Origin of the sequence: Pseudomonas sp. SWRI77 (genome assembly GCF_014269105.1) — a bacterium.
Lineage (GTDB): Bacteria > Pseudomonadota > Gammaproteobacteria > Pseudomonadales > Pseudomonadaceae > Aquipseudomonas > Aquipseudomonas capeferrum.
This window is the reverse complement of sequence record NZ_JABWRV010000038.1, coordinates 1-23,431: the sequence shown is the minus strand read 5'-3', so window position 1 is coordinate 23,431 and position 23,431 is coordinate 1. Positions and strand designations below refer to the sequence as shown.

The window sequence follows — 23,431 nt, the reverse complement described above, 5'->3', positions numbered from 1 at the left end:
TGACAACCCTCAAACCACCCGGGCCAACCGATCCTCCCGCGGGCAGCGCTGGTACCGCGCGCGGTAACAGCGGGTAAAGTACGACGCCGACTCGAACCCGCACGCCACCCCCACCTCCAGCACGCTCATGTCGGTCTGGCGCAACAGCTGCCGCGCCTTGTCCAGCCGCAAGCGCAGGTAAAAGCCACTGGGCGTGTCATCCAGGTGCAGGCGAAACAGCCGCTCCAACTGGCGCCGCGTCACCTGCACGGCATCGGCCAGCAGTTGGGTATTGAGCGGCTGCTCGGTGTTGCGCTCCATCTCGCCGATCACCTTCACCAGCTTCTTGTTGCTGATGCCATAACGGCTGGCGATCTGCATGCGCTGGTGGTCCTGTCGCGGGCGGATACGCCCGAGCACGAACTGCTCCGACACCTGCACCGCCAACTCACTGCCGTGTGCCTGCCCAATCAGGTCGAGCATCAGGTCGATCGAGGCAGTGCCGCCGGCACAGGTGATACGCCGCCGGTCGATCTCGAACAGCTCCTGGGTCGCCTGCAGGCTCGGGTAGCGCTCCTTGAAGGCTTCCAGCGCCTCCCAGTGCACCGTGGCCCGGTGGCCGTCGAGCAGGCCGGCCTCGGCCAGCACCACCGCACCGGTATCGATACCGCCAAGGATGACCCCTTCGTGATCCAGACGGCGTAGCGCCTGCTGCAGTGGCGGGCCGAAGCAGGCCAACGGCTCGAAACCGGCGACGATCAGCACAATGGCGCCCGCCTCACCAGCGCCCAGCGCCGCATCGGCGTTCACCGACATCCCATTGCTGGCCTGCACCGCCCTGCCGTCCAGGCTGAGCACGCACCAGCGATACAACGGGCCGCGAAAGCGGTTGGCCACGCGCAGCGGCTCCAGGGCACTGATGAAGCCCATCGCCGAGAACCCCGGCAGCAGCAGGAAGTGAATGGTATCCGCCATTGAATGCTCCACAAGAGAGGTGGTCGCCAGGGTGCAAGTGTTGGTCGCCAGGGTGCGATTTTCCACCCCGCCAGCGGCGTAGTTTAAGCAAACGGTCCGCAGAGGCCGCCCACCATAACAATATGCACTGCCGATGGAGAGCCACCATGCACAGCTTGATCCGCCGCAGCCTGTTGACCCTTGCCGTGAGCAGCATCGCCTCTACCCCGCTTTTTGCCGCCGAGCCCGCCGCCTGCCAGAACGTGCGCCTGGGCGTGGTCAACTGGACCGACGTCATCGCCACCAGCGCCATGGCCCAGGTGCTGCTCGACGGCCTGGGTTACCAGACCAAGCAGACCAGCGCTTCGCAGCAGATCATCTTTGCCGGTATCCGCGACAAACGCCTGGATATGTTCCTGGGTTACTGGAACCCGATCATGACCCAGACCATCACCCCGTTCATCGACGCCAAGCAGGTGAAGGTGCTCGACAAGCCGAGCCTGGAAGATGCCCGGGCAACCCTGGCAGTGCCCAAATACCTGGCCGACAAGGGTTTGAAGAACTTCGCCGACATCCACAAGTTCGAAAAGGAGCTGGGTGGAAAAATCTACGGCATCGAGCCGGGCTCGGGCGCCAATACCCAGATCAAGGCGATGATCGCCAAGAACCAGTTCGGCCTGGGCAAGTTCCAGCTGGTCGAGTCCAGCGAAGCCGGCATGCTCGCTGCGGTCGACCGCGCCGTGCGGCGCAAGGAGGCGGTGGTGTTTTTCGGCTGGGCGCCGCACCCGATGAACGTGAATATCGACATGGCCTACCTGGGTGAGAGCCAAGGCGCCCTCGGCCCTGACGAAGGCCGGGCCACGGTGTGGACGGTGACCGCGCCGGACTACGCCGAGCGCTGCCCCAACGCCCACCGCCTGCTGGCCAACCTGACGTTCAGCGCCGAGGACGAGAGCCGCATGATGCAACCGCTGCTCGACCACAAGGATGCACTGGCGTCGGCCCGCCAGTGGCTCAAGGACCACCCTGAAGACAAGGCCCGCTGGCTTGAGGGTGTGACCACCTTCGACGGCAAGCCGGCGGCGGACAACCTCAAGCTTACTGCCAACTGATGCGGCCCTTTCTCGCCGATAGCCCCCACTGACAGGTCAAACCGGTCGGTGTAGGAGCGGCCTTGTGTCGCGAAAGGGCCGCAAAGCGGCCCCAGGATTCTGCAGCGCCGCATAGACCCTGGGGCTGCTACGCAGCCCTTTCGCGACACAAGGCCGCTCCTACAGAGACCCTGTTACCCAGATATAACAAGGAACCGCCATGAACCACGACGTCATCATCACCTGCGCCCTCACCGGCGCCGGCGACACCGCCGCCAAAAGCCACCTGGTCCCGGTCACGCCCAAACAGATCGCCGAGTCCGCCGTAGAAGCCGCAAAAGCCGGCGCCACCGTGGTCCACTGCCACGTCCGCGACCCGCAAACCGGTCGCTTCAGCCGCGACGTGAACCTCTACCGCGAAGTCATGGAACGCATCCGCGAAGCCGACGTGGACATCATCGTCAACCTCACCGCCGGCATGGGCGGCGACCTGGAAATCGGCCCGGGCGAATCGCCCATGGAATTTGGCCCTGGCACCGACCTGATCGGCCCGCTGGAACGCCTGGCCCATGTCGAAGCCCTGCTGCCGGAAATCTGCACGCTCGACTGCGGCACGCTCAACTTCGGCGATGGCAATTCCATTTATGTTTCCACCCCTGCGCAGCTGCGCGCTGGGGCCAAGCGCATTACCGAACTGGGCGTGAAGGCCGAACTGGAAATCTTCGACACCGGCCACCTGTGGTTCGCCAAGCAGATGATCAAGGAAGGCCTGCTCGAAGACCCGTTGTTCCAGCTGTGCCTGGGCATCCCGTGGGGCGCACCGGCAGACACCACGACCATGAAGGCCATGGTCGACAACCTGCCCGCCAACGTCACTTGGGCCGGCTTCGGCATCGGCCGCATGCAGATGCCGATGGCGGCCCAGGCCGTGCTGCTCGGCGGCAACGTGCGCGTTGGGCTGGAAGACAACCTGTACCTGGACCGCGGCGTACTGGCCAGCAACGGCCAACTGGTCGAACGCGCGGTGGAGATCATCTCCCGCCTCGGCGCCCGTGTCCTGACCCCGGCCGAGGGCCGGGCAAAAATGAACCTCGAACGCCGCTGATCCGCTCTGGAGACCGATATGCCATTCATCACCAAGATCAACACCTTCGCCGCCCTGGGCAGTGGCGTGATCGGCAGCGGCTGGGTTGCCCGCGCCCTCGCCCACGGGCTCGATGTGGTCGCCTGGGACCCGGCACCGGGCGCCGAACAGGCCCTGCGCCAACGCATCGCCAACGCCTGGCCGGCGCTGGAAAAACAAGGCCTGGCACCGGGTGCATCGCAAGATCGATTGAAGTTCGTCAGCACCATCGAGGCGTGCGTGCGCGATGCCGATTTCATCCAGGAAAGCGCCCCAGAACGCCTGGACCTCAAGCTCGACCTGCACGCCAAGATCAGCGCGGCGGCCAAGCCGAACGCGATCATCGGCTCCAGTACTTCGGGGCTGCTACCCAGCGAATTCTATGAGTCTTCGACCCACCCCGAACGTTGCGTGGTCGGCCACCCGTTCAACCCGGTGTACCTGCTGCCATTGGTAGAAATCGTCGGTGGCCGCGACACCGCGCCAGAGGCGATCGAGGCGGCGAAAACCATCTACACCGCCCTGGGCATGCGCCCGCTGCATGTGCGCAAGGAAGTGCCCGGTTTTATCGCCGACCGCCTGCTCGAAGCGCTGTGGCGCGAGGCGCTGCACCTGGTCAACGACGGCGTGGCGACCACCGGCGAGATCGACGATGCCATCCGCTTTGGCGCCGGCCTGCGCTGGTCGTTCATGGGCACCTTCCTGACCTACACCCTGGCCGGTGGCGACGCCGGCATGCGTCACTTCATGGCCCAGTTCGGCCCCGCCCTGCAACTGCCGTGGACCTACCTGCCGGCACCGGAGCTGACCGACAAACTGATCGACGATGTAGTGGACGGTACCTCGGAGCAGTTAGGCGAGCGCAGCATCGCCGCGCTGGAGCGCTATCGTGATGACACCCTGCTGGCAGTGCTGGAGGCAGTGAAGACCAGCAAGGCCGCACATGGCATGGCCTTTGGCGATTGAGGAGCAAGCAATGCCCGCACTGATCACCTACCGCACCCCAGTCCAGGAGGACTGGGTCGATTACAACGGGCACCTGCGCGATGCCTATTACCTGTTGATCTTCAGCTATGCCACCGATGCGCTGATGGAGCACATCGGCCTGGACGCCGATGCGCGAGGCCAAAGTGGGCATTCATTGTTCACCCTCGAAGCGCACATCAATTACCTGCATGAGGTAAAGCTCGGTACCGACGTATGGGTGCAGACGCAGATCATCGGCTTCGATAAAAAGCGCCTGCACCTGTACCACAGCTTGCACAGGGCGGGGTTTGACGAGGCGTTGGCGGCCAGCGAGCAGATGCTGTTGCATGTGGACCTGGCGGGGCCGAAAGCGGCCCCTTTTGGCGATAACAGCATTGCTTCACTACATACCCTGGTAGGGCAACAACACGATGCCCCCCCTGCTGATTTTGTCGGTAGAGCCATACACTTGTAAGGGCGCTATTACCGCGAAGGTCGCGGCGTGATTGAAGTGTGGCCTGCCGGACACGGCGCGTGTGGACTCACTTGGAAGCCCTGCCTTCCAGGAGTTCAATCCGCGTCACTTTGCGCTGCAGGTCATTAGGGTAGGGCACGATGTCCATCCCCTCCGGGACCTCCTGGCCATCCCTGGAGAGTGAACGAATATCGAAGTCACCTATATAATAGTGACTCACATAGGTATGCCAGGCGAACGCGTTACCGACCCGCAGGGTCTTTCCCGGCGTGAAGTTGCGCACGCTGAGCGAACGAACCTTGTAATTCCAAGCCAAGCCACAGGCGTTCGCAATTAACGTGGTACGGACCCCTGCAGGTAACGCGAACGCGCAACGGTCACCTTGCATATTAAAGTTATCAAATACGGTTACCTGAACGTCAACGACCGGCATCGGCGGATAGGTATTCTCGACCGCTTCTCTGCGCTCGTTGAAAACCCGTGCGACATCATGATGTTCGAACGTCCCCATCCTCACGCCGTCGTAATAAAGCCTGGGGTTGGAAAAATAGGGAATTGCGCCCCAGGTCGTCACCATGATCGTATGAAATTTCGGATTGTCATGAGCATAACCATGATTGTAGCCAGCGCCTGGGTTGCCCCCCCAACCATGCCCAGCCCCCAAATGGTGACCGAATTCATGAGCCAGTACCTGCGGGTGACCTACGATAGAGTAACCGCCGCCGGCGACTTCGCCACCTGTCCCGGCGTAAGACGTATATAAACTTACCAAATCGGCACGGAGGCGTTCGCGTGCGGTCACAACCTGTCGGTTCAATTCACGACCGGCGGTCCTGAAGTCTGCAAACTGCTCTCCCCCCGTTTTAGTGCCTTCGGTGTAATCGGGGTCAATAAAGCCTGCAATTTCAAAGGTAATCGGAACCCGAGAATTGATCATCGCCTGATTTGCGTTCTGCATGCCCTGCGCCAATTGCGCTCTGTAGGTGGGCGTTACCCTGCGGCGCTCATTGGTGGTGAAAAAAAGCACACGAATTACGCTGTGCGCTGATTGCGCCGGCTTGCCCACGGACTCACCCAGAACCCGATTATCCAAGTTTGCAGTAGCATCGGTTTCAGGCGGCAATTTGGCCTCATCTACCTTGACCAAAACATGATGCCCAGCCCCCACAGACTCCAAACGATACAGCTGCCCGTCCACATGCAAGGTGCCGACCAGTTGATCACCCTGACGGACCAGAGATATCCAGGTGAAAGGGTCAAAATCAACACCCGAGCTGGAAGTGGCAGCCTGACTGCGTTGCGTTGACACATCACCTACCCAACCCGACATACCTGGGGCTGGCGGATCAGCACGCCTCAACGTGAACTCTATCGTCTTGTCGTTGCCCACCGGAACGCGCAACGTCCTGGTGTGGGCGGATATCAAGGAAGCATTGACCTTGATGGCTTGGACTTGCTGAGTAGACGGGTCGTTCAGCAACATGGCCAGAGAGGGATAGATGCCAGGTGCCTTCTGGAGCGTTTGCAGATCGTCTGAGGCCACTTCGAACAACAGAGGGGACTGGGTTTCGGGCGTCGTGATCGGAGCGGAAGAAGAAACGCAGCCTGCCAATAACGAAGTACTCAGCACCATTAACAAAGCTGCACAAAACCCTGTGTTCATGACGCCACCTCGATGCGTGAGAGTTGGCAACATTTAGGGGGTATTTGGCGGGCCCGACAACTAGCAAATTTGTCAGGTCGCTGGAAAAAAATAACCCCGGAAAGCCGTGAGCATCCGGGGCCAAGAGCGAGCAACATCCACTGTGAACGAGCGAGGGTGACCAAACCCTCCGTTGCGGTAGATGGCTTGAGTGTGCGCACTTCATGGCGGGGAGATTTAGCCGTAAACGACCTGTTCTTAGCCAAAGCAGTCATGCCGACATTCTGTGGTTGCGGCCCTGTCGCAGGGGACACAGAATCGGTCGTAAATCACAGCAGCACTCTCTTAGCGATAAAAGGGACAACAGCCATGATGCATGCGGATTTGATTGATCAGGACGACCTCGCCGGCCACTTGCGCGCGCGCGGTTTCGAGATTCCCGCCGGGGCCAGTGCCGAGCAGGCTTGCGAGGCGGTGGTGCGCGGTTTGACCGAGCCTAATGCACGGGCGCTGAAGGGCATGGTCGAGCAGATGTATACCGGGAGCGCGACGATCCTGCCGGCGGTGCGCCAGGCGATCGATAAACAGCTATTGCCAGCCTTGGCGAGCTTCAACAACCGGGGCTGAAACCTGACTTTGCAGGGTCTATACCGGCCCCTTCGCGGCGATTCGACGCGAAGGGGCCGGTGCCGTATCAGAGCCTTACACTGGCAAACGTCGACTCGTTGCGCGCCTGGCTCAAAGCCGCCAACGGGCCGCTATGCGGTGCCAAGGTCAAGGCCTGCGGGATCGGCATCATCGCTACCTGCTGGGCCGTGTTGGAGCCCACGCGCTCATCACGCGGCGGGATGCCAAAGTACTCGCGGTAGCACTTGGAGAAGTGCGGCGTGGAGACAAAGCCGCACACCGAAGCCACTTCGATGATCGACATCGGCGTCTGCTTGAGCAACTGCCGTGCGCGGATCAGGCGCAGCTTCAGGTAGTAGCGCGACGGCGAGCAGTGCAGGTACTTCTGGAACAACCGCTCGAGCTGGCGCCGCGACACCGCCACATACACCGCCAATTCGTCGAGGTCGATCGGCTCTTCGAGGTTGGCCTCCATCAGCGCGACGATTTCCTGCAGCTTCGGCTGGTTGGTGCCGAGCATGTGCTTGAGCGGCACACGCTGGTGATCCTGCTCGTTGCGAATGCGCTCGTAGACGAACATCTCGGAAATCGCCGCCGACAGCTCACGGCCGTGATCGCGGCTGATCAGGTGCAGCATCATGTCCAGCGGCGCGGTGCCGCCAGAGCTGGTGAAGCGGTTACGGTCGAGGGTGAACAAACGGGTGCTCATGTTCACCCGCGGGTAGGCCTCCTGCATGGCCGCCAGGCATTCCCAGTGCACGCTGCAATCGAAACCGTCGAGCAGCCCGGCGCAGGCCAGTGCCCAACTGCCGGTGCACACGGCGCCCAGGCGACGCGACTGACGGGCCTGCGCCTGTAGCCAGGTGACGTGTTCACGGGTGACGGTGCGCTGAATGCCGACGCCACCGCAGACGATCACCGTGTCGATTGGCGGTGCGCTGTGCATGGCCGCATCGGGGGTGATCTGCAGGCCATCGCTGGCCCAGACCTGGCCGCCATCGACGGTCAGGGTGTGCCAGCGGTAAAGCTCGCGGCCAGAAAGCTGGTTGGCCATGCGCAGCGGCTCGACGGCCGATGCCAGGGAAATGAGGGTGAAGTTGTCCAGTAGAAGAAACCCGATGGACTGGGGGGCTGTGCGGTTCTGGGTTGGGGTCCCGGAGGTGTACGACGTCATCGCGATTTCTCCTCACACAAATGCAGGGTGTGCCTCAGGCGGACACTGATTTCTTGTTATGGCCCCTGTTTCGTGTTGCAGGGGCTTGTAACCAAACACAACGCAAACGCCGTGCCGGAACTTGAACGGCTATCCGAAAAAACCTGAAAACGACGCCTTCATCAGGCAAATCAGGCCCTTCGATCACGCCGGTCAAACTTCCAGAACCGGCGTGCTAGGCGTGCTACGTGTAACTGCTGAGCACTTTGGTGACAGATGCCCCGGGGGTTGCCCAGAAACGACACTCTTAAGTGTCACCGACAATGCCCACACTCATCGCGACATCTGACGGCCGGTCATACACAAACGCCCCATAACGGGGCGTCGTGCTGCCATCAGAGCGAGATTAGCGCATCAGCATTCGATCGCGCTGACGGCCAGGCCGCCACGCGAAGTCTCTTTGTACTTGTCGTGCATGTCGGCGCCCGTATCGCGCATGGTGCGGATCACCTGGTCGAGCGAAATGAAGTGTTCGCCGTCGCCGCGCAGGGCCATCTGCACCGCGTTGATTGCCTTCACCGCAGCAATCGCGTTGCGCTCGATGCACGGCACCTGCACCAGGCCACCGACCGGGTCGCAGGTCAGCCCAAGGTTGTGTTCAAGGGCGATTTCGGCGGCGTTTTCCAGTTGTGCCGGCGTGGCCCCCAACACTTGGGCAAGGCCTGCAGCAGCCATGGCGCACGCCGAACCGACCTCGCCCTGGCAGCCGACTTCGGCACCGGAAATCGAAGCGTTCTTCTTGCACAGGATGCCCACGGCTGCGGCCCCGAGGAAGAAGTCGGTCACACTCGACTCATCCACCGCATCACTGAAGCGCATGTAGTAGTGCAACACTGCCGGGATGATGCCGGCCGCCCCGTTGGTGGGCGCGGTGACCATGCGCCCGCCGGCGGCGTTCTCTTCGTTGACCGCCAGGGCGAACAGGTTGACCCACTCCATGGCGCTCAGCGTCGAGCCGATTACATTAGGTTTGCCGACCTCCTGCAAACTGCGGTGCAGCTTGGCGGCGCGGCGGCGTACGTTGAGGCCGCCGGGCAGCGTGCCTTCGTACTTCAAGCCGTTGCTGACGCAGTCCTGCATGGCTTGCCAGAGCGTGCGCAGGCCGGCGTGGATCTCTGCCTCGGTGCGCCAGACCTTCTCGTTGGCCATCATCAATTGCGACACGCTGAGGTCGTTTTGCTTGCACAGCCGCAGCAGCTCGGCGGCGCTGTTGAAATCGTAAGGCAACACCGTCTGGTCGGCGTCCAGCACGCCACTGGCGGCCTGGGCGGCATCCACCACGAAACCGCCCCCTACCGAGTAGTAGGTGTCACGGTGCAGCTCGCCCTGCGCGCCCTCGGCGACCAGGGTCATGGCATTGGGGTGGTACGGCAGGTTCTCGTCCAGCAGCAGCATGTCGCGGGCCCAGACGAACTCGATGGGCAGCCGGCCGTCCAGCAGCAGGGTGTTGGTTTCGCGCAGGTCGGCAATGCGTGGGACGATCTGGGTCGGGTCGATAGCGTCAGGCCAGTCGCCCATCAGGCCCATGATGGTGGCGTTGTCGGTACCGTGGCCGATGCCGGTGGCCGAGAGTGAACCGTAGAGCCGCACCTCGATGCGCTTGACCTGTTCCAGTTCGCCGCGCTCACGCAGCCCCTGGACAAACAGAGCGCCTGCACGCATGGGGCCGACGGTGTGGGAGCTGGAAGGCCCGACACCGATCTTGAACAGGTCGAACACGCTGATGGCCATTGTCGAATCACCTCTTGCTGGGCTTGTCTCTGCGCGCCATGCGCAGGGCGGGGCAACTGCTAGGCTGAAGCTGCGAGCCGCCATGAATGCACGCATCATCGGGCTTTTGCCTACCCCCTCGCCGTCTGCAACCGACGTACTTTTGTCCAGCTGCGCCGCGCTGTTTTTACCTGAGGTGCTGCCACCATTACGCCGCTTTCCAGTGGCCGGGTGACGCAAAAACGCGGCCGAGGGGGTGGAAAAATCCATATGCGACATCGCCTGTACTGGATACGACCCGTTGCGTACTGGATACGACCCCACCAGTAGGCGATTGCCCGGCGCTGGAGGATTATCGAAAGCGACTCGTAAAGCACGGCCACGCAACCTGCCCTCTGCAGGCCTGGTCGACCGGACCTTCAGAAAGCCCGGCGACCCATGCGAACCCGAAGACAAAATCTCAGGAGTCCATCCATGAAAGGTTCACCCTCGCTGTTGCTGGTTGCGTTGTTGTCCGCACCGATACTGGCCCAGGCCGCCGAGCCTGAGCAGTGCCAGACGGTACGTTTTTCCGATGTCGGCTGGACCGACATCACCGTGACGACAGCCACCACAAGCGTTGTGCTCGAAGCCCTGGGTTACAAGACCCACACCACCATGATCTCGGTACCGGTGACCTACAAGTCGCTGGCCACCGGCAAGGACCTGGACGTGTTCCTCGGCAACTGGATGCCGACCATGGAGAACGACATCAAGCAGTACCGCGACGCCGGCACCGTCGAGACCGTGCGCGCCAACCTGGAAAACGCCAAGTACACCCTGGCCGTGCCCCAGGCGCTGTATGACAAGGGCCTGAAGGATTTTGCCGACATCCCCAAGTTCAAGCAGGAACTGGACGGCAAGATCTACGGCATCGAACCGGGCAACGACGGCAACCGCACCATCCAGAGCATGATCGACAAGAACGCCTTCGGCCTGAAGGACGCCGGTTTCAAGATCGTGCAATCCAGCGAAGCAGGCATGCTGTCGCAGGTTGACCGGGCGCAGAAACGTGGCGAGCCGTTGGTGTTCCTGGGCTGGGAACCGCACCCGATGAACACCCGCTTCAAGATGCAGTACCTGACCGGCGGGGACGACTACTTTGGCCCCGATTTCGGCAAGGCAACCGTATTGACCAACACCCGCAAGGGCTACGTGCAGGAATGCAGCAACGTTGGCCAACTGCTCAAGAACCTGTCGTTCGAGCTCAAGGATGAAAGCACCATGATGGGCTATGTCCTGGACGACAAGATGAAACCCGAAGCAGCCGCCAAGAAGTGGCTCAAAGACAACCCCGGCAAGCTGGATACCTGGCTGGCCGGCGTGACCACCGTTGATGGCAAACCCGGCCTTGAGGCGGCCAAGGCCAAGCTCGCGCAATAACGAACCACGCAATAGCGCTACCTCGGGGCGGGACCGTGCCCGCCCCGGACTGATTTCAATCTTTGCAGGTGGAAGCTCGCTATCATGCTTATCGATCAGAAAATACCCCTGGGCCAGTACATCGCGTCGTTCGTCGAATGGCTGACCCAGAATGGCGCCGATTACTTCGATGCCATCGCGCAAGGCCTGGAGTTCATGATTCATGGCGTCACCAGCGCCCTGACCTGGTTCAACCCATTCGTCCTCATCGCCCTGTTCGCCGCCCTGGCGCACCTCATCCAGCGCAAGTGGGCGCTGACCGCATTCGTCGCCCTGTCGTTCCTGCTGATCCTCAACCTGGGCTACTGGCAGGAGACCATGGAAACCCTGGCGCAGGTGACATTTGCCACGGTGGTCTGCGTGGCCTTCGGTGTGCCGCTGGGCATCCTCGCCGCGCATAAACCGATGTTCTATACCGCCATGCGCCCGGTGCTCGACCTGATGCAGACGGTGCCCACCTTCGTTTACCTGATCCCGACCCTGACCCTGTTCGGCCTGGGCGTGGTCCCAGGGCTGATCTCGACGGTGGTGTTCGCCATTGCCGCGCCGATTCGCCTCACCTACCTGGGCATCTGCGATGTGCCACAAGAGCTGCTCGACGCCGGCAAGGCCTTTGGCTGCTCGCGCCGCCAGCTGCTGACCCGCATCGAACTGCCACACGCGATGCCGAGCATCGCCGCCGGTGTGACCCAGTGCATCATGCTGTCGCTGTCGATGGTGGTGATCGCGGCCCTGGTGGGCGCCGATGGCCTGGGCAAACCTGTGGTCAACGCACTGAACACCGCCGATATCTCCCTGGGCTTCGAAGCGGGCCTGGCGATCGTGCTGCTGGCGATCATGCTCGACCGTATCTGCAAGCAACCGGAAGTCACGGTAAGGGGTGAAGCATGAGCATCATTCGTTTCGAAGACGTCGACGTCATCTTCTCCAACAAACCGCGCGAGGCGCTTTCGCTGCTCGACCAGGGCAAGACCCGTGAGCAGATCCTCAAGCAGACCGGCCTGGTGGTGGGTGTCGAAAAAGCCAACCTGGACATCGAGAAAGGCGAGATCTGCGTGCTCATGGGCTTGTCCGGTTCGGGCAAGTCGAGCCTGCTGCGCTGCATCAACGGCCTGAACACCGTCAGCCGCGGCAAGCTGTTCGTCGAGCATGAAGGCAAGCACATCGACATTGCCCACTGCACCCCGGCAGAGCTGAAGATGATGCGCACCAAGCGCATCGCCATGGTGTTCCAGAAGTTCGCCCTGATGCCCTGGCTGACCGTGCGCGAGAACATCAGCTTTGGCCTGGAGATGCAGGGCCGCCCAGAGAAGGAGCGGCGCAAGCTGGTTGACGAGAAGCTCGAACTGGTGGGCCTGACCCAATGGCGCAACAAAAAGCCCGATGAGCTGTCGGGTGGCATGCAGCAGCGTGTGGGCCTGGCCCGGGCGCTGGCGATGGATGCCGACATCCTGCTGATGGACGAACCGTTCTCGGCGCTCGACCCGCTGATCCGCCAGGGCCTGCAGGACGAACTGCTGGAGCTGCAACGCAAGCTGAACAAGACCATCGTGTTCGTCAGCCACGACCTGGACGAAGCGCTGAAACTGGGCAGCCGTATCGCGATCATGAAGGACGGCCGGATCATCCAGTACAGCAAGCCCGAGGAGATCGTGCTCAACCCCGCGGACGACTATGTGCGCACCTTCGTTGCCCACACCAACCCGCTCAACGTGCTGTGCGGGCGCAGCCTGATGCGCAGCCTGGACAACTGCAAACGGGTCAATGGGTCGGTGTGCCTGGACCCGGGTATCGACTCATGGCTGGACATTGGCGAAGGCGGCTTGCTCAAACGTGCACGCCAAGGCCAGAACGGCCTGGATATGCAGAATTGGGCGCCAGGGCAGAATGTAGAACTGCTGGAGCGCAGGCCTACGGTGGTGCACGCCGATATCGGCATGCGTGAGGCGCTGCAGATTCGCTATCAGACGGGCAACAAGCTGGTGCTGCAGGATAACGACAAGGTGGTGGGGATTCTTGGGGATACCGAGCTTTATCACGCGTTGTTGGGCAAGAACCACGGGTGATGCTGTTGGGGCCGCTGTGCGGCCCTTTCGCGACGCAAGGCCGCGCCTACAGACTGCGCTGCTCATGAACCTGTGGGAGCGGGCTTGCACAGCGAATGGGCTGCAAAGCAGCCCCCATCAATGGATCAGCGAACGACGATCCCGCGCGAAGCCATGTAGGCCTTGGCCTCCGGCACCGTGTACTCGCCAAAGTGGAAGATACTGGCCGCCAGCACCGCACTGGCATGCCCCTCCACAATCCCGTCAGCCAGGTGCTGCAGGTTACCCACCCCACCCGAAGCAATCACCGGAATCCCCAGCGCATCGCTGATGGCCCGGGTAACCCCCAGGTCAAAGCCGTTCTTCATGCCGTCCTGGTCCATGCTGGTCAGCAGGATCTCGCCGGCACCCAGGCCTTCCATCTTCTTCGCCCACGCCACGGCATCCAACCCGGTCGGCTTGCGCCCGCCGTGGGTGAAGATTTCCCAGCGCGGTGCTTCACCGGGTGCGGACACCTTCTTGGCATCGATGGCGACCACGATGCACTGCGAACCGAAACGGTCTGCCGCCTCGCCCACGAACTCCGGGTTGAACACTGCGGCGGTGTTGATCGAGACCTTGTCGGCACCGGCGTTGAGCAGGTTACGGATGTCCTGCACAGTGCGCACGCCACCGCCCACGGTCAGCGGGATGAACACCTGGCTGGCCATGCGCTCGACGGTATGCAGCGTGGTATCGCGGCCATCGACGCTGGCGGTGATGTCGAGGAAGGTGATTTCGTCGGCACCCTGCTCGTTGTAGCGACGGGCGATTTCCACCGGGTCGCCGGCATCACGGATGTTCTCGAACTTGACGCCCTTGACCACACGGCCGTTGTCCACGTCCAGGCAAGGGATGATGCGTTTAGCTAAAGCCATGACTTCTCCTGGAACGGCAGCTTCGAGCTTCGAGCTTCGAGCTGCAAGAGAACAGCCTATCGCGGTCTGGCCTTTCTCTTGCGGCTTACAGCTTACAGCTTGCCGCTGCGCTTAATAGTTGTCGCAGAAGGCCTGGGCCTCGGCGACATCGAGGGTGCCTTCGTAGATGGCACGGCCGGTGATGGCGCCGATGATGCCTGGGGCCTTGGCGTCCAGCAGGGCCTTGATATCGCCCAGGTTGTGGATGCCGCCGGACGCGATCACCGGAATGCGCGTGGCTTCGGCCAGGGCTTTGGTGAAGGGCACGTTGCAGCCCTGCATCATGCCGTCCTTGGCGATGTCGGTATAGACGATCGCCGACACACCATCGGCCTCGAAGCGCTTGGCCAGGTCGATGACCTGAACAGTGCTGACTTCAGCCCAGCCGTCGGTGGCAACGAAGCCGTCCTTGGCGTCCAGGCCAACGATGACCTTGCCCGGGAACGCCTTGCAGGCCTCGGCAACGAACGCTGGCTGCTTGACCGCCTTGGTGCCGATGATGACGTAGCTGACACCCGCCTTGACGTAGTGCTCGATGGTTTCCAGCGAGCGGATGCCGCCGCCGATCTGGATCGGCAGGGTCGGGTAACGTTTGGCGATGGCGGTCACCACTTCGCCGTTGACCGGCTGGCCTTCGAAGGCGCCGTTGAGGTCGACCAGGTGCAGGCGGCGGCAGCCACCCTCGACCCACTTGGCGGCCATGCTCACCGGGTCGTCGGAAAATACCGTGGAGTCTTCCATGCGGCCCTGGCGCAGGCGCACGCAAGCACCGTCCTTCAGATCGATAGCGGGGATAATCAGCATCTTGGGAACCTGTCTATTTGTTGGGTTTCAGGGCTTCTCGAGTGCCCACAGGTCGCTCTCGATGCTCTCGAACCGCTCCTTGAGGTGCAGTTGAACATCGGCAATCGCCCTGTTGTAGTAATGGGGTGCAATCTCTTTGCTGAACAGGTCGAGGACCTCGGCCACTTCGAACGAGCCCAGCTGCAACTCGAAACGGTCTTCGAGAAAGCGCTTGAGGGTGTCGAGCGCCTCGCGCTCCTGCTCGGCGGCCAGGGTGATGACCGGGGCCTTGGTCTTCGCTCTGCTCATTTACCAGCGCCCGTCCCAGGCGACGAAGTTCTGCAGCAACTGCAGGCCATGGGTATGGCTCTTCTCCGGGTGGAACTGCACGGCAAAGCGCGAACCGTCGGCCAGCGCGGCGGCGAAGTCGACGCCATAGTGGCCGCGACCGACCACCTGGGCCGGCTTGCCGGCATCGATGTAGTAGCTGTGCACGAAGTAGAAGCGCGCGCGGTCAGGGATGTCGTGCCACAACGGGTGATGGATGGTCTGGCTGACTTCGTTCCAGCCCATGTGCGGCACCTTCAGGTGCTCGCCATCTTCTTGCAGGCCCTTGCCGAAGAAACGCACCTGGCCGGGGAACAGGCCGATGCAGTCGACGCCGTTGTTTTCTTCGCTGTGTTCGAGCAGCGCTTGCATGCCGACACAGATGCCCAGGAACGGGCGGTCCTGGCTGACCTCGCGCACCAGGCTGTCAAAGCCCAGGCGGCGGATTTCGGCCATGCAGTCGCGTATCGCACCCACGCCAGGGAACACCACACGGTCGGCCTCGCGGATCACCGCAGCGTCGCTGGTAACCAGGACTTTGCCAGCACCGACGTGCTCGAGTGCCTTGGCCACCGAGTGCAGGTTGCCCATGCCATAGTCGATTACGGCTACCGTTTGCATTTACAGGCATCCCTTGGTGGAAGGCATCTGCCCGGCCATGCGCTCGTCCAGCTCCACGGCCATGCGCAGGGCGCGACCGAAGGCCTTGAACACGGTCTCGATCTGGTGGTGGGTGTTGTGGCCACGCAGGTTGTCGATGTGCAGGCTCACCAAGGCGTGGTTGACGAAGCCCTGGAAGAACTCCTGGAACAGGTCGACATCGAAGCCGCCGACGCTGGCGCGGGTGTACGGCACATGCATCTGCAGGCCTGGGCGGCCGGAAAAATCGATGACCACGCGCGACAGCGCTTCATCCAGCGGGACATAGGCGTGGCCGTAGCGGCGGATGCCTTTCTTGTCACCGATGGCCTGGGCAAATGCCTGGCCCAGGGTGATACCGACGTCTTCGACGGTATGGTGATCGTCGATGTGCAGGTCACCCTTGCACTCGATGTCCAGATCGATCAGCCCATGCCGGGCGATCTGGTCGAGCATGTGTTCAAGGAAAGGCACACCGATATCAAATCGGGCCTTGCCGCTGCCATCTAGGTTGATCGAGGCCTTTACCTGGGTTTCCAGGGTATTGCGCTCGACGGAAGCCTTACGTTCGACCATCACCAGCTCCGCAAAATCATTGGGCGAAAAGGGGTCCATTATAGGCCCAGAACGCGCCAGCTTGAAACGCGGATGACATATGGCAGGGCAAGCAATTGCGGGGGCTGGATGCTGTTACAGGTCTATACAAGCAGGGATCCTGGGGCTGCGTTGCAGCCCCAGGCCCACCCTCAATGGAACAGCACAGCCGTCTTCTGCAGGGTAATCCACACGCCCCACGCCAACGGCACTACCACCGCCGCCCAAGCCAGCAGTACCCACGGCAAGCTCCCAGGCGCCGCATGCCACTCCAGCGACCGCGCACCATCAGCGCCCTTGTCATGGCTCAACGCACGTTCGGCAGCCAGTTGCGCGTCGCTCATGAAGTACTTGTCTGCCACCGGCCGAATCAGCATGTTGCAGATGAACCCCAGCACCAGCAGCCCAGAGAGGATGTAAAGGGTCATGTCGTAAGCCGCCGCCCGTTCCACGCCCGCCGCCAGCTGAGACTCACGCAGGTAGGTGATCAGCACCGGCCCAAGCACGCCCGCCGCCGCCCAGGCGGTCAGCAGACGCCCATGAATCGCACCGACCATCTGTGTGCCGAACAGGTCGGCCAGGTACGCCGGCACCGTGGCAAAGCCACCGCCGTACATCGACAGGATGATGCAGAATGCCGCCACGAACAGCGCCACGTTGCCCAGGTGGCCCATGTTCGGCACCAGGCTGTAGAGGCCAACGCCCAGGGCGAAGAAGGCGAAGTAGGTGTTTTTGCGCCCGATGTAGTCAGAGAACGATGCCCAGAAGAAGCGCCCGCCGATGTTGAACAGGCTCAGCAAGCCGGTGAAGCCCGCGGCGATCGCTGCAATCTGCGCCAACTGCGCGGCATTCAACTCGCTGAAACGCAGTTCGTTGCCCAGCAACTTGCCGGCGAACACTTCCTGCAACAGCGGCGACGCCATGCCGAGAATACCGATGCCCGCCGAGACGTTCAGGCACAGCACCAACCACACCAGTGCGAACTGCGGGGTTTTCCAGGCAACGCTGACGTGCACATGGCGGTCGGTGACCATGCCATTGCCGGCCTTCTTCGCCGGCGCCGTCCAGCCCTCGGGCTTCCAGCCGGTCGGTGGCACGCGGTAACCCAGCGCGCCCGCCGACATGAACACGAAGTAGATCGCCGCCATGACCACGAAGCTCTGCCATACGCCAACATCCTGCGTGCTGCCGAAGTGGCCCATCAGCGCGGTCGCCAGCGGTGCACCTACCATCGCGCCGCCGCCGAAGCCCATGATCGCCATACCGGTGGCCATGCCGCGTTTGTCCGGGAACCACTTGATCAGGGTCGAGACCGGCGAGATGTAACCCAGGCCCAGGCCGATACCACCAATCACGCCTGAGCCCAGCCACATCAGCCACAGCTGATGGGTCTTCACGCCAATCGCCGAAATCAGCATGCCGCCGCACCAGCACACAGCCGATACCAGCCCGGCCTTGCGCGGCCCGGCGTGTTCCAGCCAGCCACCCAGCACCGCCGCCGAGCAACCGAGGAACACGAAGAACAGCGTGTAGATCCAGCTCAGCATCGAAATCGGCCAGTCACACTCGGCACTGAACAGGCGGGCGATGAAGCCCATGTCGGCCGAGCAGGCGACCGGGGCGGTGATGCCGATGGCTTGCGACAGCGGCAACCAGAACACCGAGAAGCCGTAGGCCATGCCGATACACAAGTGGATAGCCAGGGCCGCCGGTGGCACCAGCCAGCGGTTGAAGCCCGGGCGGGCGATGATGCGCTCCTTAGACAGGAAGCTCGGCGCGCCGGCCAAGGTGCCCGCCGTGACGGTACTGCTCATGGGTTTGATCCTTTGTTATTGGGCCTGGACTGGGCAAGCGAACCGCGACAATGGGTCGCGGGCACACAAAAAACGGCGCAAGGTTACCAGCATCAGGTGGCATGAAAGCAATCTGATATCGTGGATTTTTCAGCAGCTGAAACGGTACGAACGGGCTCGCCCAATCCTGTGGGAGCGGGCTGCCTCCGCGAAGAGGCCGGCTGACGAAAGCCGCACAATCTGAGCCATTCGTAGGTAAATGCCCTGTATCTCTTGTCGGATACGCAGATATAAGCACTGCGGCGCTATACTCTGCCGCTGAATTTCAAACTGGACTACAAGGACTCGCCCATGAAAGCGTTCGGCAAAATCCTGGGACTGGGGCTTCTCGGGTTGCTGCTGATCATCGTGGCGCTGGGCTTCGCCCTGACCCACCTCTTCGATCCCAACGACTATAAAGACGAGATTCGCCAGCTGGCGCGCGACAAGGCTCATGTCGAGCTGACCCTCAACGGTGATATCGGCTGGAGCCTGTTCCCGTGGCTGGGCCTGGAGCTGCACGAAGCAAGCATCGCTACCTTGAACAAGCCCAAGGAGCCGTTTGCCGACCTGCAGATGCTCGGTTTGTCGGTGCGTGTGCTGCCGCTGCTGCGCCGCGAGGTGCAGATGAGCGATGTGCGCGTCGAAGGCCTGAACCTGACCCTGGCCCGTGACGAACACGGCCACGGCAACTGGGAAGACATCGGCAAGCCATTGCCGGCTCAGCACGACGCGCCGGCCACCACACCGGCCCAGCCGTCGACCGAGCAGGCACCGGCACAAGCCGAAAGCGGCAGCGAGCGTGCGGTCAAACTCGACATCGACAGCCTGACCGTGAACAACGCCCGCGTGCAGTACACCGATGCCAAGAGTGGGCAAAGCTACAGCGCCGAAAGTATCCAGCTGAGCACCGGCCCGGTCCACGAAGGGGCGAACATTGCGCTCAAGGCCAGTGCATTCCTGAGTGCCAGCCAGCCGAACATCAAGGCACGCACCGAGCTTGCCGGCGAGCTGCGTTTTGATCGCAAGCTCAAGCGCTACAACTTCGAAGACATGCGCTTGTCGGGCGAAACCTCGGGCGAACCGCTGGCCGGCAAGACCGTGACCTTCGCCGCCCAGGGCCAGTTGCTGGTCGACCTGGCGGCCAATGTGGCCTCGTGGAACGGCCTGAAAATCTCGGCCAACCAGCTGCGTGCGCTGGGCGAGCTGAACCTGCGCGAGCTGGACAAGGCACCGCAACTGAGCGGCGGCCTGTCCATCGCCCAGTTCGACCTGCGCAGCTTCCTCGACGGCGTCGGCCACCCGCTGCCCGCCACCAACGACCCGGCTGCCTTCACCAAGCTGGAACTGGTCACCCGCCTGCAGGGCACACCAAACAGCCTGGCCCTGGCCGACCTGGCGGTGAAGCTGGACGACAGCACCTTCACCGGCCGCGTAGCCGTCGAAGACTTCGCCAAGCAAGCCCTGCGCCTGCAACTCAAGGCCGATACCTTCGACGCCGACCGCTACCTGCCGGCCAAGAGCGAAGAAGCCAAGGGCGCTACCGCCGCCCGCCAGGCCGAGGTCAAGCAACAGGAAGCGAGCGCCGTGGCCGGTGCCGGCAGCTCACCGCTGCCCAACGCCCCGACCCAGGTCGCCTGGAGTGACGACAAGCTGCTGCCGGTAGACCGCCTGCGCGCCCTCGACCTGCAGGCCGACCTGGCATTCGGCGCGCTGACCCTGGACAAACTGCCCATTCAGGACGCCCAGCTCAAGGCCACCGGCCAAGGCGGCCTGGTGACCCTGCAGACCCTGCGCGGCGAGCTGTACAACGGCACCTTCGAGGCCAAGGGCACTGTCGATGTGCGCCCCGCCGTGCCGCAGCTTGGCGTCAGTACCAAGATCGACCGGGTACCGGTGGAGCACTTTATCAAGACCGAGGGCAAGGAGCAGACGCCACCGGTCAAGGGCCTGCTGACCCTGACCAGCGACCTGACCGCCACCGGCAACAGCCAGAAGGCACTGGTCGATACCCTCAATGGCAACGCCAACTTCACCATCAACGACGGCGTGCTGGTCAATGCCAACCTGGAACAGCAACTGTGCCAGGCCATCGCCACGCTCAACCGCAAAGCGCTCAGCGGCGAGCCGCGCGGCAAGGACACGCCCTTCCAGGAACTGCGCGGCAGCCTGGTGGTGCGCAATGGCGTAGCCAGCAACCCAGACCTCAAGGCACGCATCCCGGGCCTGACCGTCAACGGCCACGGCGACGTCGACCTGCGCGTACTGGGCATGGACTACAACGTTGGCGTGATCGTCGAGGGCGACCAGCGTGCCATGCCGGACCCGGCCTGCCAGGTCAACCAGCGCTATGTCGGTGTTGAAGTGCCGCTGCGCTGCCGCGGCCCACTGGAGCTTGGCGCCAAGGCCTGCCGCCTGGACCAGGACGGCCTGGGCAAGGTCGCCGCGAAACTGGCCGGCAACCGCCTGAAAGACAAGATCGATGAAAAACTCGAAGAGAAACTCGGAGACAAAGTGAGCCCGGAAGTGAAAGACGCGCTCAAGGGGCTGTTCAAGCGATGAGCCCCGAGCAGTTCTCCAGCGCCGTGCTGGACTGGTATGACGAGCACGGCCGACACGACCTGCCCTGGCAACAGGGCATCACCCCATACCGGGTGTGGGTGTCGGAAATCATGCTGCAGCAGACCCAGGTCAGCACCGTACTCAACTACTTCGACCGCTTCATGCAGGCCCTGCCCACCGTGCAGGCGCTGGCCGAGGCGCCGGAGGACGAGGTGCTGCACCTATGGACGGGCCTGGGCTATTACACCCGCGCCCGCAACCTGCAAAAAGCCGCGAAGATCGTCGTCGAGCAGCATGGCGGCGAGTTTCCGCGCAGCGTCGAGCAACTGACCGAACTGCCGGGCATCGGCCGCTCCACCGCCGGTGCCATCGCCAGCATCAGCATGGGCATTCGCGCGCCGATCCTGGACGGCAACGTCAAGCGCGTGTTGGCCCGCTACACCGCCCAGGCCGGCTACCCTGGCGAGCCCAAGGTGGCCAACCAGCTGTGGGCCAGCGCCGAGCGCTTCACCCCGCTGACACGCGCCAACCACTACACCCAGGCGATGATGGACATGGGCGCCACGCTGTGTACCCGCAGCAAGCCCAGCTGCCTGATCTGCCCGCTGCAGCGTGGCTGCGAAGCGCACCTGCACGGCGAAGAAACCCGCTACCCAGAGCCCAAGCCACGCAAGGCGCTGCCGCAACGCCGGACGCTGATGCCACTGCTGGCCAACCACGAAGGCGCGATCCTGCTTTACCGTCGCCCTTCCAGCGGCCTGTGGGGCGGTTTGTGGAGCCTGCCGGAGCTTGAGAACATCGAGCAGCTCGACGACCTCGCCTACCAGCACGGCCTGCGCCTGGCTGGCAGCCAAGCCCTGGATGGCCTGACCCACACCTTCAGCCATTTCCAGCTGGCGATCGAACCTTGGCTGGTAAGGGTCGACCCGGTCGGCCAGCACGTGGCCGAGCCCGACTGGCTCTGGTATAACCTCGCCACCCCGCCGCGCCTGGGCCTCGCCGCCCCGGTCAAGAAATTGCTCAAACGCGCGGCCGACGAACTGATTGCAGGAGACGCCCGATGACCCGCACCGTGATGTGCCGCAAGTACAAAGAAGAACTCCCAGGCCTGGAGCGCCCGCCCTACCCCGGCGCCAAGGGCCAGGACATCTTCGATCACATCTCGCAGAAGGCCTGGGCCGACTGGCAGAAGCACCAGACCATGCTGATCAACGAAAAGCGCCTGAACATGATGAATGGCGAGGACCGCAAGTTCCTCCAGGCCGAAATGGACAAGTTTTTCGCCGGCGAAGATTATGCCCAGGCGGAAGGCTACGTTCCGCCGGCCGAATGACCCCAGAAAACGTAAGCGACGGAATTAATTTAAAATTTTTTCAAAAAGTCGTTGACGGACGGTCTGGAAATCTATTTAATTCACCTCGTCGCCCAGATAGCTCAGTCGGTAGAGCAGAGGATTGAAAATCCTCGTGTCGGCGGTTCGACTCCGTCTCTGGGCACCACCTTCAGCTTCTGGTGGTTGCAAAGTTACCCGAAGCGACAACAAGAAACCCGCCAAGTGCGGGTTTTTTGTTGTCTGCGATTTTTGTGCCTATCAGGATCGGGGGCTGGTGCAGCGCCCTGTATTACCGATCCTCTGGTGCCTACCCTGAGACCTGGGCAGGCACAACCTCAGCATGTAACCGCACCCCAAGAGCCGCCATGACTTTCATGATAGTGGCCAAGCTGGGGTTACCCTCTGCAGACAGTGCTTTGTACAACCCTTCACGGGTCAGGCCAGTGTCGCGCGCTAGCTGAGCCATGCCTCGCGCTCGCGCTATGTCACCCAGCGCTGCGGCCAGCAACGCAGGGTCATTTTCCTCAAGACATGCCTCGAGGTACAAGACCATGTCCTTCTCGGATTTCAAGTGGTCTACGACGTCCCACTTGCTTAGTTTGATGTCTGTCATGGCAACCTCCTAAAGATTGCGTGCCAGCTTGAGTGCTGACTTGATGTCCGCGGCCTGGCTAGCCTTGTCACCTCCCGCCAAGAGAATGATTACCTCATAGCCCCGCTGAACGAAATACACCCGATAACCTGGACCGTAGTCAATCCGAAGCTCGGATACTCCCTCACCTACCGGCTTACAATCACCCAATACTCCCAGCTCGATTCGACGCAATCGAATATTGATACGAGCTTGCGCTCGATCATCACGCAGGGCAGAGAACCACCTTCTGTACCTATCGGTTTGAATTAGTGTGTGAATGGCGAAAATGTAAACCACAGTTAACACTACATCAATTTACACTTGTTTCAAGCTGTTTATACGAACGCTGCCGCCTTCACTCAGCTTGACCAACATCAAAAAGCCACCCATCGCTCACCCTTAAAATGCCAGGTGGACATTCGACTACCCGCAAGGACTTCCATGAGCGAAGAATCCACCCTCCTGCTCCCCGCCCCCAGCGAACC

The 23,431-nt window shown here is 62.2% G+C and carries 23 protein-coding genes and 1 tRNA gene; 12 read left to right on the top strand and 12 right to left on the bottom strand.

What is annotated here, in order from left to right; translation table 11 throughout:
* Nucleotides 1-9: 9 nt before the first annotated feature.
* On the bottom strand, nt 10-954 hold the full coding sequence (locus HU766_RS24900; protein ID WP_186661424.1) for a GlxA family transcriptional regulator: 945 nt from the start codon (nt 952-954) through the stop codon (nt 10-12).
* Nucleotides 955-1,100: 146 nt separating this feature from the next.
* On the opposite strand from HU766_RS24900, the gene choX reads away from it, so the two are divergent.
* The 4 genes from choX (at nt 1,101) to HU766_RS24880 (ending at nt 4,588) form a co-directional block, all read left to right on the top strand.
* Complete coding sequence (choX, locus tag HU766_RS24895; protein ID WP_186661422.1) at nt 1,101-2,045, top strand: choline ABC transporter substrate-binding protein; 945 nt, start codon at nt 1,101-1,103, stop codon at nt 2,043-2,045.
* A 199-nt stretch (nt 2,046-2,244) separates the two neighbouring features.
* Nucleotides 2,245-3,129, top strand: a complete 885-nt coding sequence (locus HU766_RS24890; RefSeq protein WP_047582960.1) for a 3-keto-5-aminohexanoate cleavage protein — start codon at nt 2,245-2,247, stop codon at nt 3,127-3,129.
* Between the two features lie 18 nt (nt 3,130-3,147).
* Nucleotides 3,148-4,113, top strand: a complete 966-nt coding sequence (locus HU766_RS24885; RefSeq protein WP_033703169.1) for an L-carnitine dehydrogenase — start codon at nt 3,148-3,150, stop codon at nt 4,111-4,113.
* 10 nt (nt 4,114-4,123) lie between these two features.
* The gene (locus tag HU766_RS24880) at nt 4,124-4,588 is read left to right on the top strand and encodes a thioesterase family protein (protein WP_156311255.1); all 465 of its coding nucleotides are present in this window, start codon (nt 4,124-4,126) and stop codon (nt 4,586-4,588) included.
* A 67-nt stretch (nt 4,589-4,655) separates the two neighbouring features.
* On the opposite strand, the gene HU766_RS24875 is transcribed toward HU766_RS24880, so the two are convergent.
* Nucleotides 4,656-6,251: a reprolysin-like metallopeptidase gene (locus HU766_RS24875; RefSeq protein ID WP_186661420.1), complete on the bottom strand. Its 1,596-nt coding sequence runs from the start codon at nt 6,249-6,251 to the stop codon at nt 4,656-4,658.
* Nucleotides 6,252-6,599: 348 nt separating this feature from the next.
* Here HU766_RS24875 and HU766_RS24870 point away from each other — a divergent pair, with 348 nt between their 5' ends.
* Complete coding sequence (locus HU766_RS24870) at nt 6,600-6,857, top strand: hypothetical protein (protein WP_033703173.1); 258 nt, start codon at nt 6,600-6,602, stop codon at nt 6,855-6,857.
* Between the two features lie 67 nt (nt 6,858-6,924).
* On the opposite strand, the gene HU766_RS24865 is transcribed toward HU766_RS24870, so the two are convergent.
* Nucleotides 6,925-8,031 carry a GlxA family transcriptional regulator gene (locus HU766_RS24865; protein ID WP_033703174.1) on the bottom strand — a complete coding sequence of 369 codons (1,107 nt, stop codon included), beginning with the start codon at nt 8,029-8,031 and terminating at the stop codon, nt 6,925-6,927.
* Nucleotides 8,032-8,424: 393 nt separating this feature from the next.
* Nucleotides 8,425-9,801 carry an L-serine ammonia-lyase gene (locus HU766_RS24860; RefSeq protein ID WP_186661418.1) on the bottom strand — a complete coding sequence of 459 codons (1,377 nt, stop codon included), beginning with the start codon at nt 9,799-9,801 and terminating at the stop codon, nt 8,425-8,427.
* Between the two features lie 453 nt (nt 9,802-10,254).
* On the opposite strand from HU766_RS24860, the gene HU766_RS24855 reads away from it, so the two are divergent.
* The 3 genes from HU766_RS24855 to choV all read left to right on the top strand — a co-directional run bounded on the left by HU766_RS24855 (nt 10,255) and on the right by choV (nt 13,307).
* Nucleotides 10,255-11,202, top strand: coding sequence for a choline ABC transporter substrate-binding protein (locus HU766_RS24855; RefSeq protein ID WP_186661415.1), 948 nt, complete (start codon nt 10,255-10,257; stop codon nt 11,200-11,202).
* A gap of 81 nt (nt 11,203-11,283) precedes the next feature.
* On the top strand, nt 11,284-12,132 hold the full coding sequence (gene choW, locus HU766_RS24850) for a choline ABC transporter permease subunit (RefSeq protein WP_177326490.1): 849 nt from the start codon (nt 11,284-11,286) through the stop codon (nt 12,130-12,132).
* The gene (choV, locus tag HU766_RS24845) at nt 12,129-13,307 is read left to right on the top strand and encodes a choline ABC transporter ATP-binding protein (protein ID WP_033703178.1); all 1,179 of its coding nucleotides are present in this window, start codon (nt 12,129-12,131) and stop codon (nt 13,305-13,307) included. Before choW ends, choV begins: the two co-directional genes overlap by 4 nt.
* Before the next feature lie 125 nt (nt 13,308-13,432).
* Here the strand turns inward: choV and hisF are convergent, their stop codons facing one another.
* The 6 genes from hisF to HU766_RS24815 all read right to left on the bottom strand — a co-directional run bounded on the left by hisF (nt 13,433) and on the right by HU766_RS24815 (nt 18,399).
* Complete coding sequence (gene hisF / locus HU766_RS24840; protein WP_186661414.1) at nt 13,433-14,203, bottom strand: imidazole glycerol phosphate synthase subunit HisF; 771 nt, start codon at nt 14,201-14,203, stop codon at nt 13,433-13,435.
* 111 nt (nt 14,204-14,314) lie between these two features.
* Complete coding sequence (gene hisA / locus HU766_RS24835) at nt 14,315-15,046, bottom strand: 1-(5-phosphoribosyl)-5-[(5-phosphoribosylamino)methylideneamino]imidazole-4-carboxamide isomerase (RefSeq protein ID WP_033703180.1); 732 nt, start codon at nt 15,044-15,046, stop codon at nt 14,315-14,317.
* Between the two features lie 27 nt (nt 15,047-15,073).
* On the bottom strand, nt 15,074-15,334 hold the full coding sequence (locus HU766_RS24830; RefSeq protein WP_033703181.1) for a DUF2164 domain-containing protein: 261 nt from the start codon (nt 15,332-15,334) through the stop codon (nt 15,074-15,076).
* Nucleotides 15,335-15,973, bottom strand: coding sequence for an imidazole glycerol phosphate synthase subunit HisH (gene hisH, locus HU766_RS24825; RefSeq protein ID WP_033703182.1), 639 nt, complete (start codon nt 15,971-15,973; stop codon nt 15,335-15,337).
* Entirely contained in the window at nt 15,974-16,567 is a 594-nt protein-coding gene (hisB, locus tag HU766_RS24820) for an imidazoleglycerol-phosphate dehydratase HisB (protein WP_033703340.1), read from the bottom strand.
* Nucleotides 16,568-16,737: 170 nt separating this feature from the next.
* On the bottom strand, nt 16,738-18,399 hold the full coding sequence (locus tag HU766_RS24815) for an OFA family MFS transporter (protein WP_095065012.1): 1,662 nt from the start codon (nt 18,397-18,399) through the stop codon (nt 16,738-16,740).
* A gap of 330 nt (nt 18,400-18,729) precedes the next feature.
* Here HU766_RS24815 and HU766_RS24810 point away from each other — a divergent pair, with 330 nt between their 5' ends.
* The 4 genes from HU766_RS24810 to HU766_RS24795 all read left to right on the top strand — a co-directional run bounded on the left by HU766_RS24810 (nt 18,730) and on the right by HU766_RS24795 (nt 22,478).
* A complete protein-coding gene (locus HU766_RS24810; protein WP_186661412.1) occupies nt 18,730-20,979 on the top strand; it encodes an AsmA family protein in 2,250 nt (749 codons plus the stop codon).
* The gene (mutY, locus tag HU766_RS24805) at nt 20,976-22,043 is read left to right on the top strand and encodes an A/G-specific adenine glycosylase (RefSeq protein ID WP_033703185.1); all 1,068 of its coding nucleotides are present in this window, start codon (nt 20,976-20,978) and stop codon (nt 22,041-22,043) included. The genes HU766_RS24810 and mutY overlap by 4 nt, the downstream gene beginning before the upstream one ends.
* The gene (locus tag HU766_RS24800; protein WP_033703186.1) at nt 22,040-22,312 is read left to right on the top strand and encodes an oxidative damage protection protein; all 273 of its coding nucleotides are present in this window, start codon (nt 22,040-22,042) and stop codon (nt 22,310-22,312) included. The genes mutY and HU766_RS24800 overlap by 4 nt, the downstream gene beginning before the upstream one ends.
* A 90-nt stretch (nt 22,313-22,402) precedes the next feature.
* A tRNA-Phe gene (locus HU766_RS24795) sits at nt 22,403-22,478 on the top strand.
* Between the two features lie 141 nt (nt 22,479-22,619).
* Here HU766_RS24795 and HU766_RS24790 read toward each other — a convergent pair.
* Nucleotides 22,620-22,925 (bottom strand): addiction module antidote protein, encoded by a 306-nt coding sequence (locus tag HU766_RS24790; protein ID WP_186661410.1) that lies wholly within the window; start codon nt 22,923-22,925, stop codon nt 22,620-22,622.
* 9 nt (nt 22,926-22,934) lie between these two features.
* Complete coding sequence (locus HU766_RS24785) at nt 22,935-23,225, bottom strand: type II toxin-antitoxin system RelE/ParE family toxin (protein ID WP_186661448.1); 291 nt, start codon at nt 23,223-23,225, stop codon at nt 22,935-22,937.
* Nucleotides 23,226-23,431 lie beyond the last annotated feature (206 nt).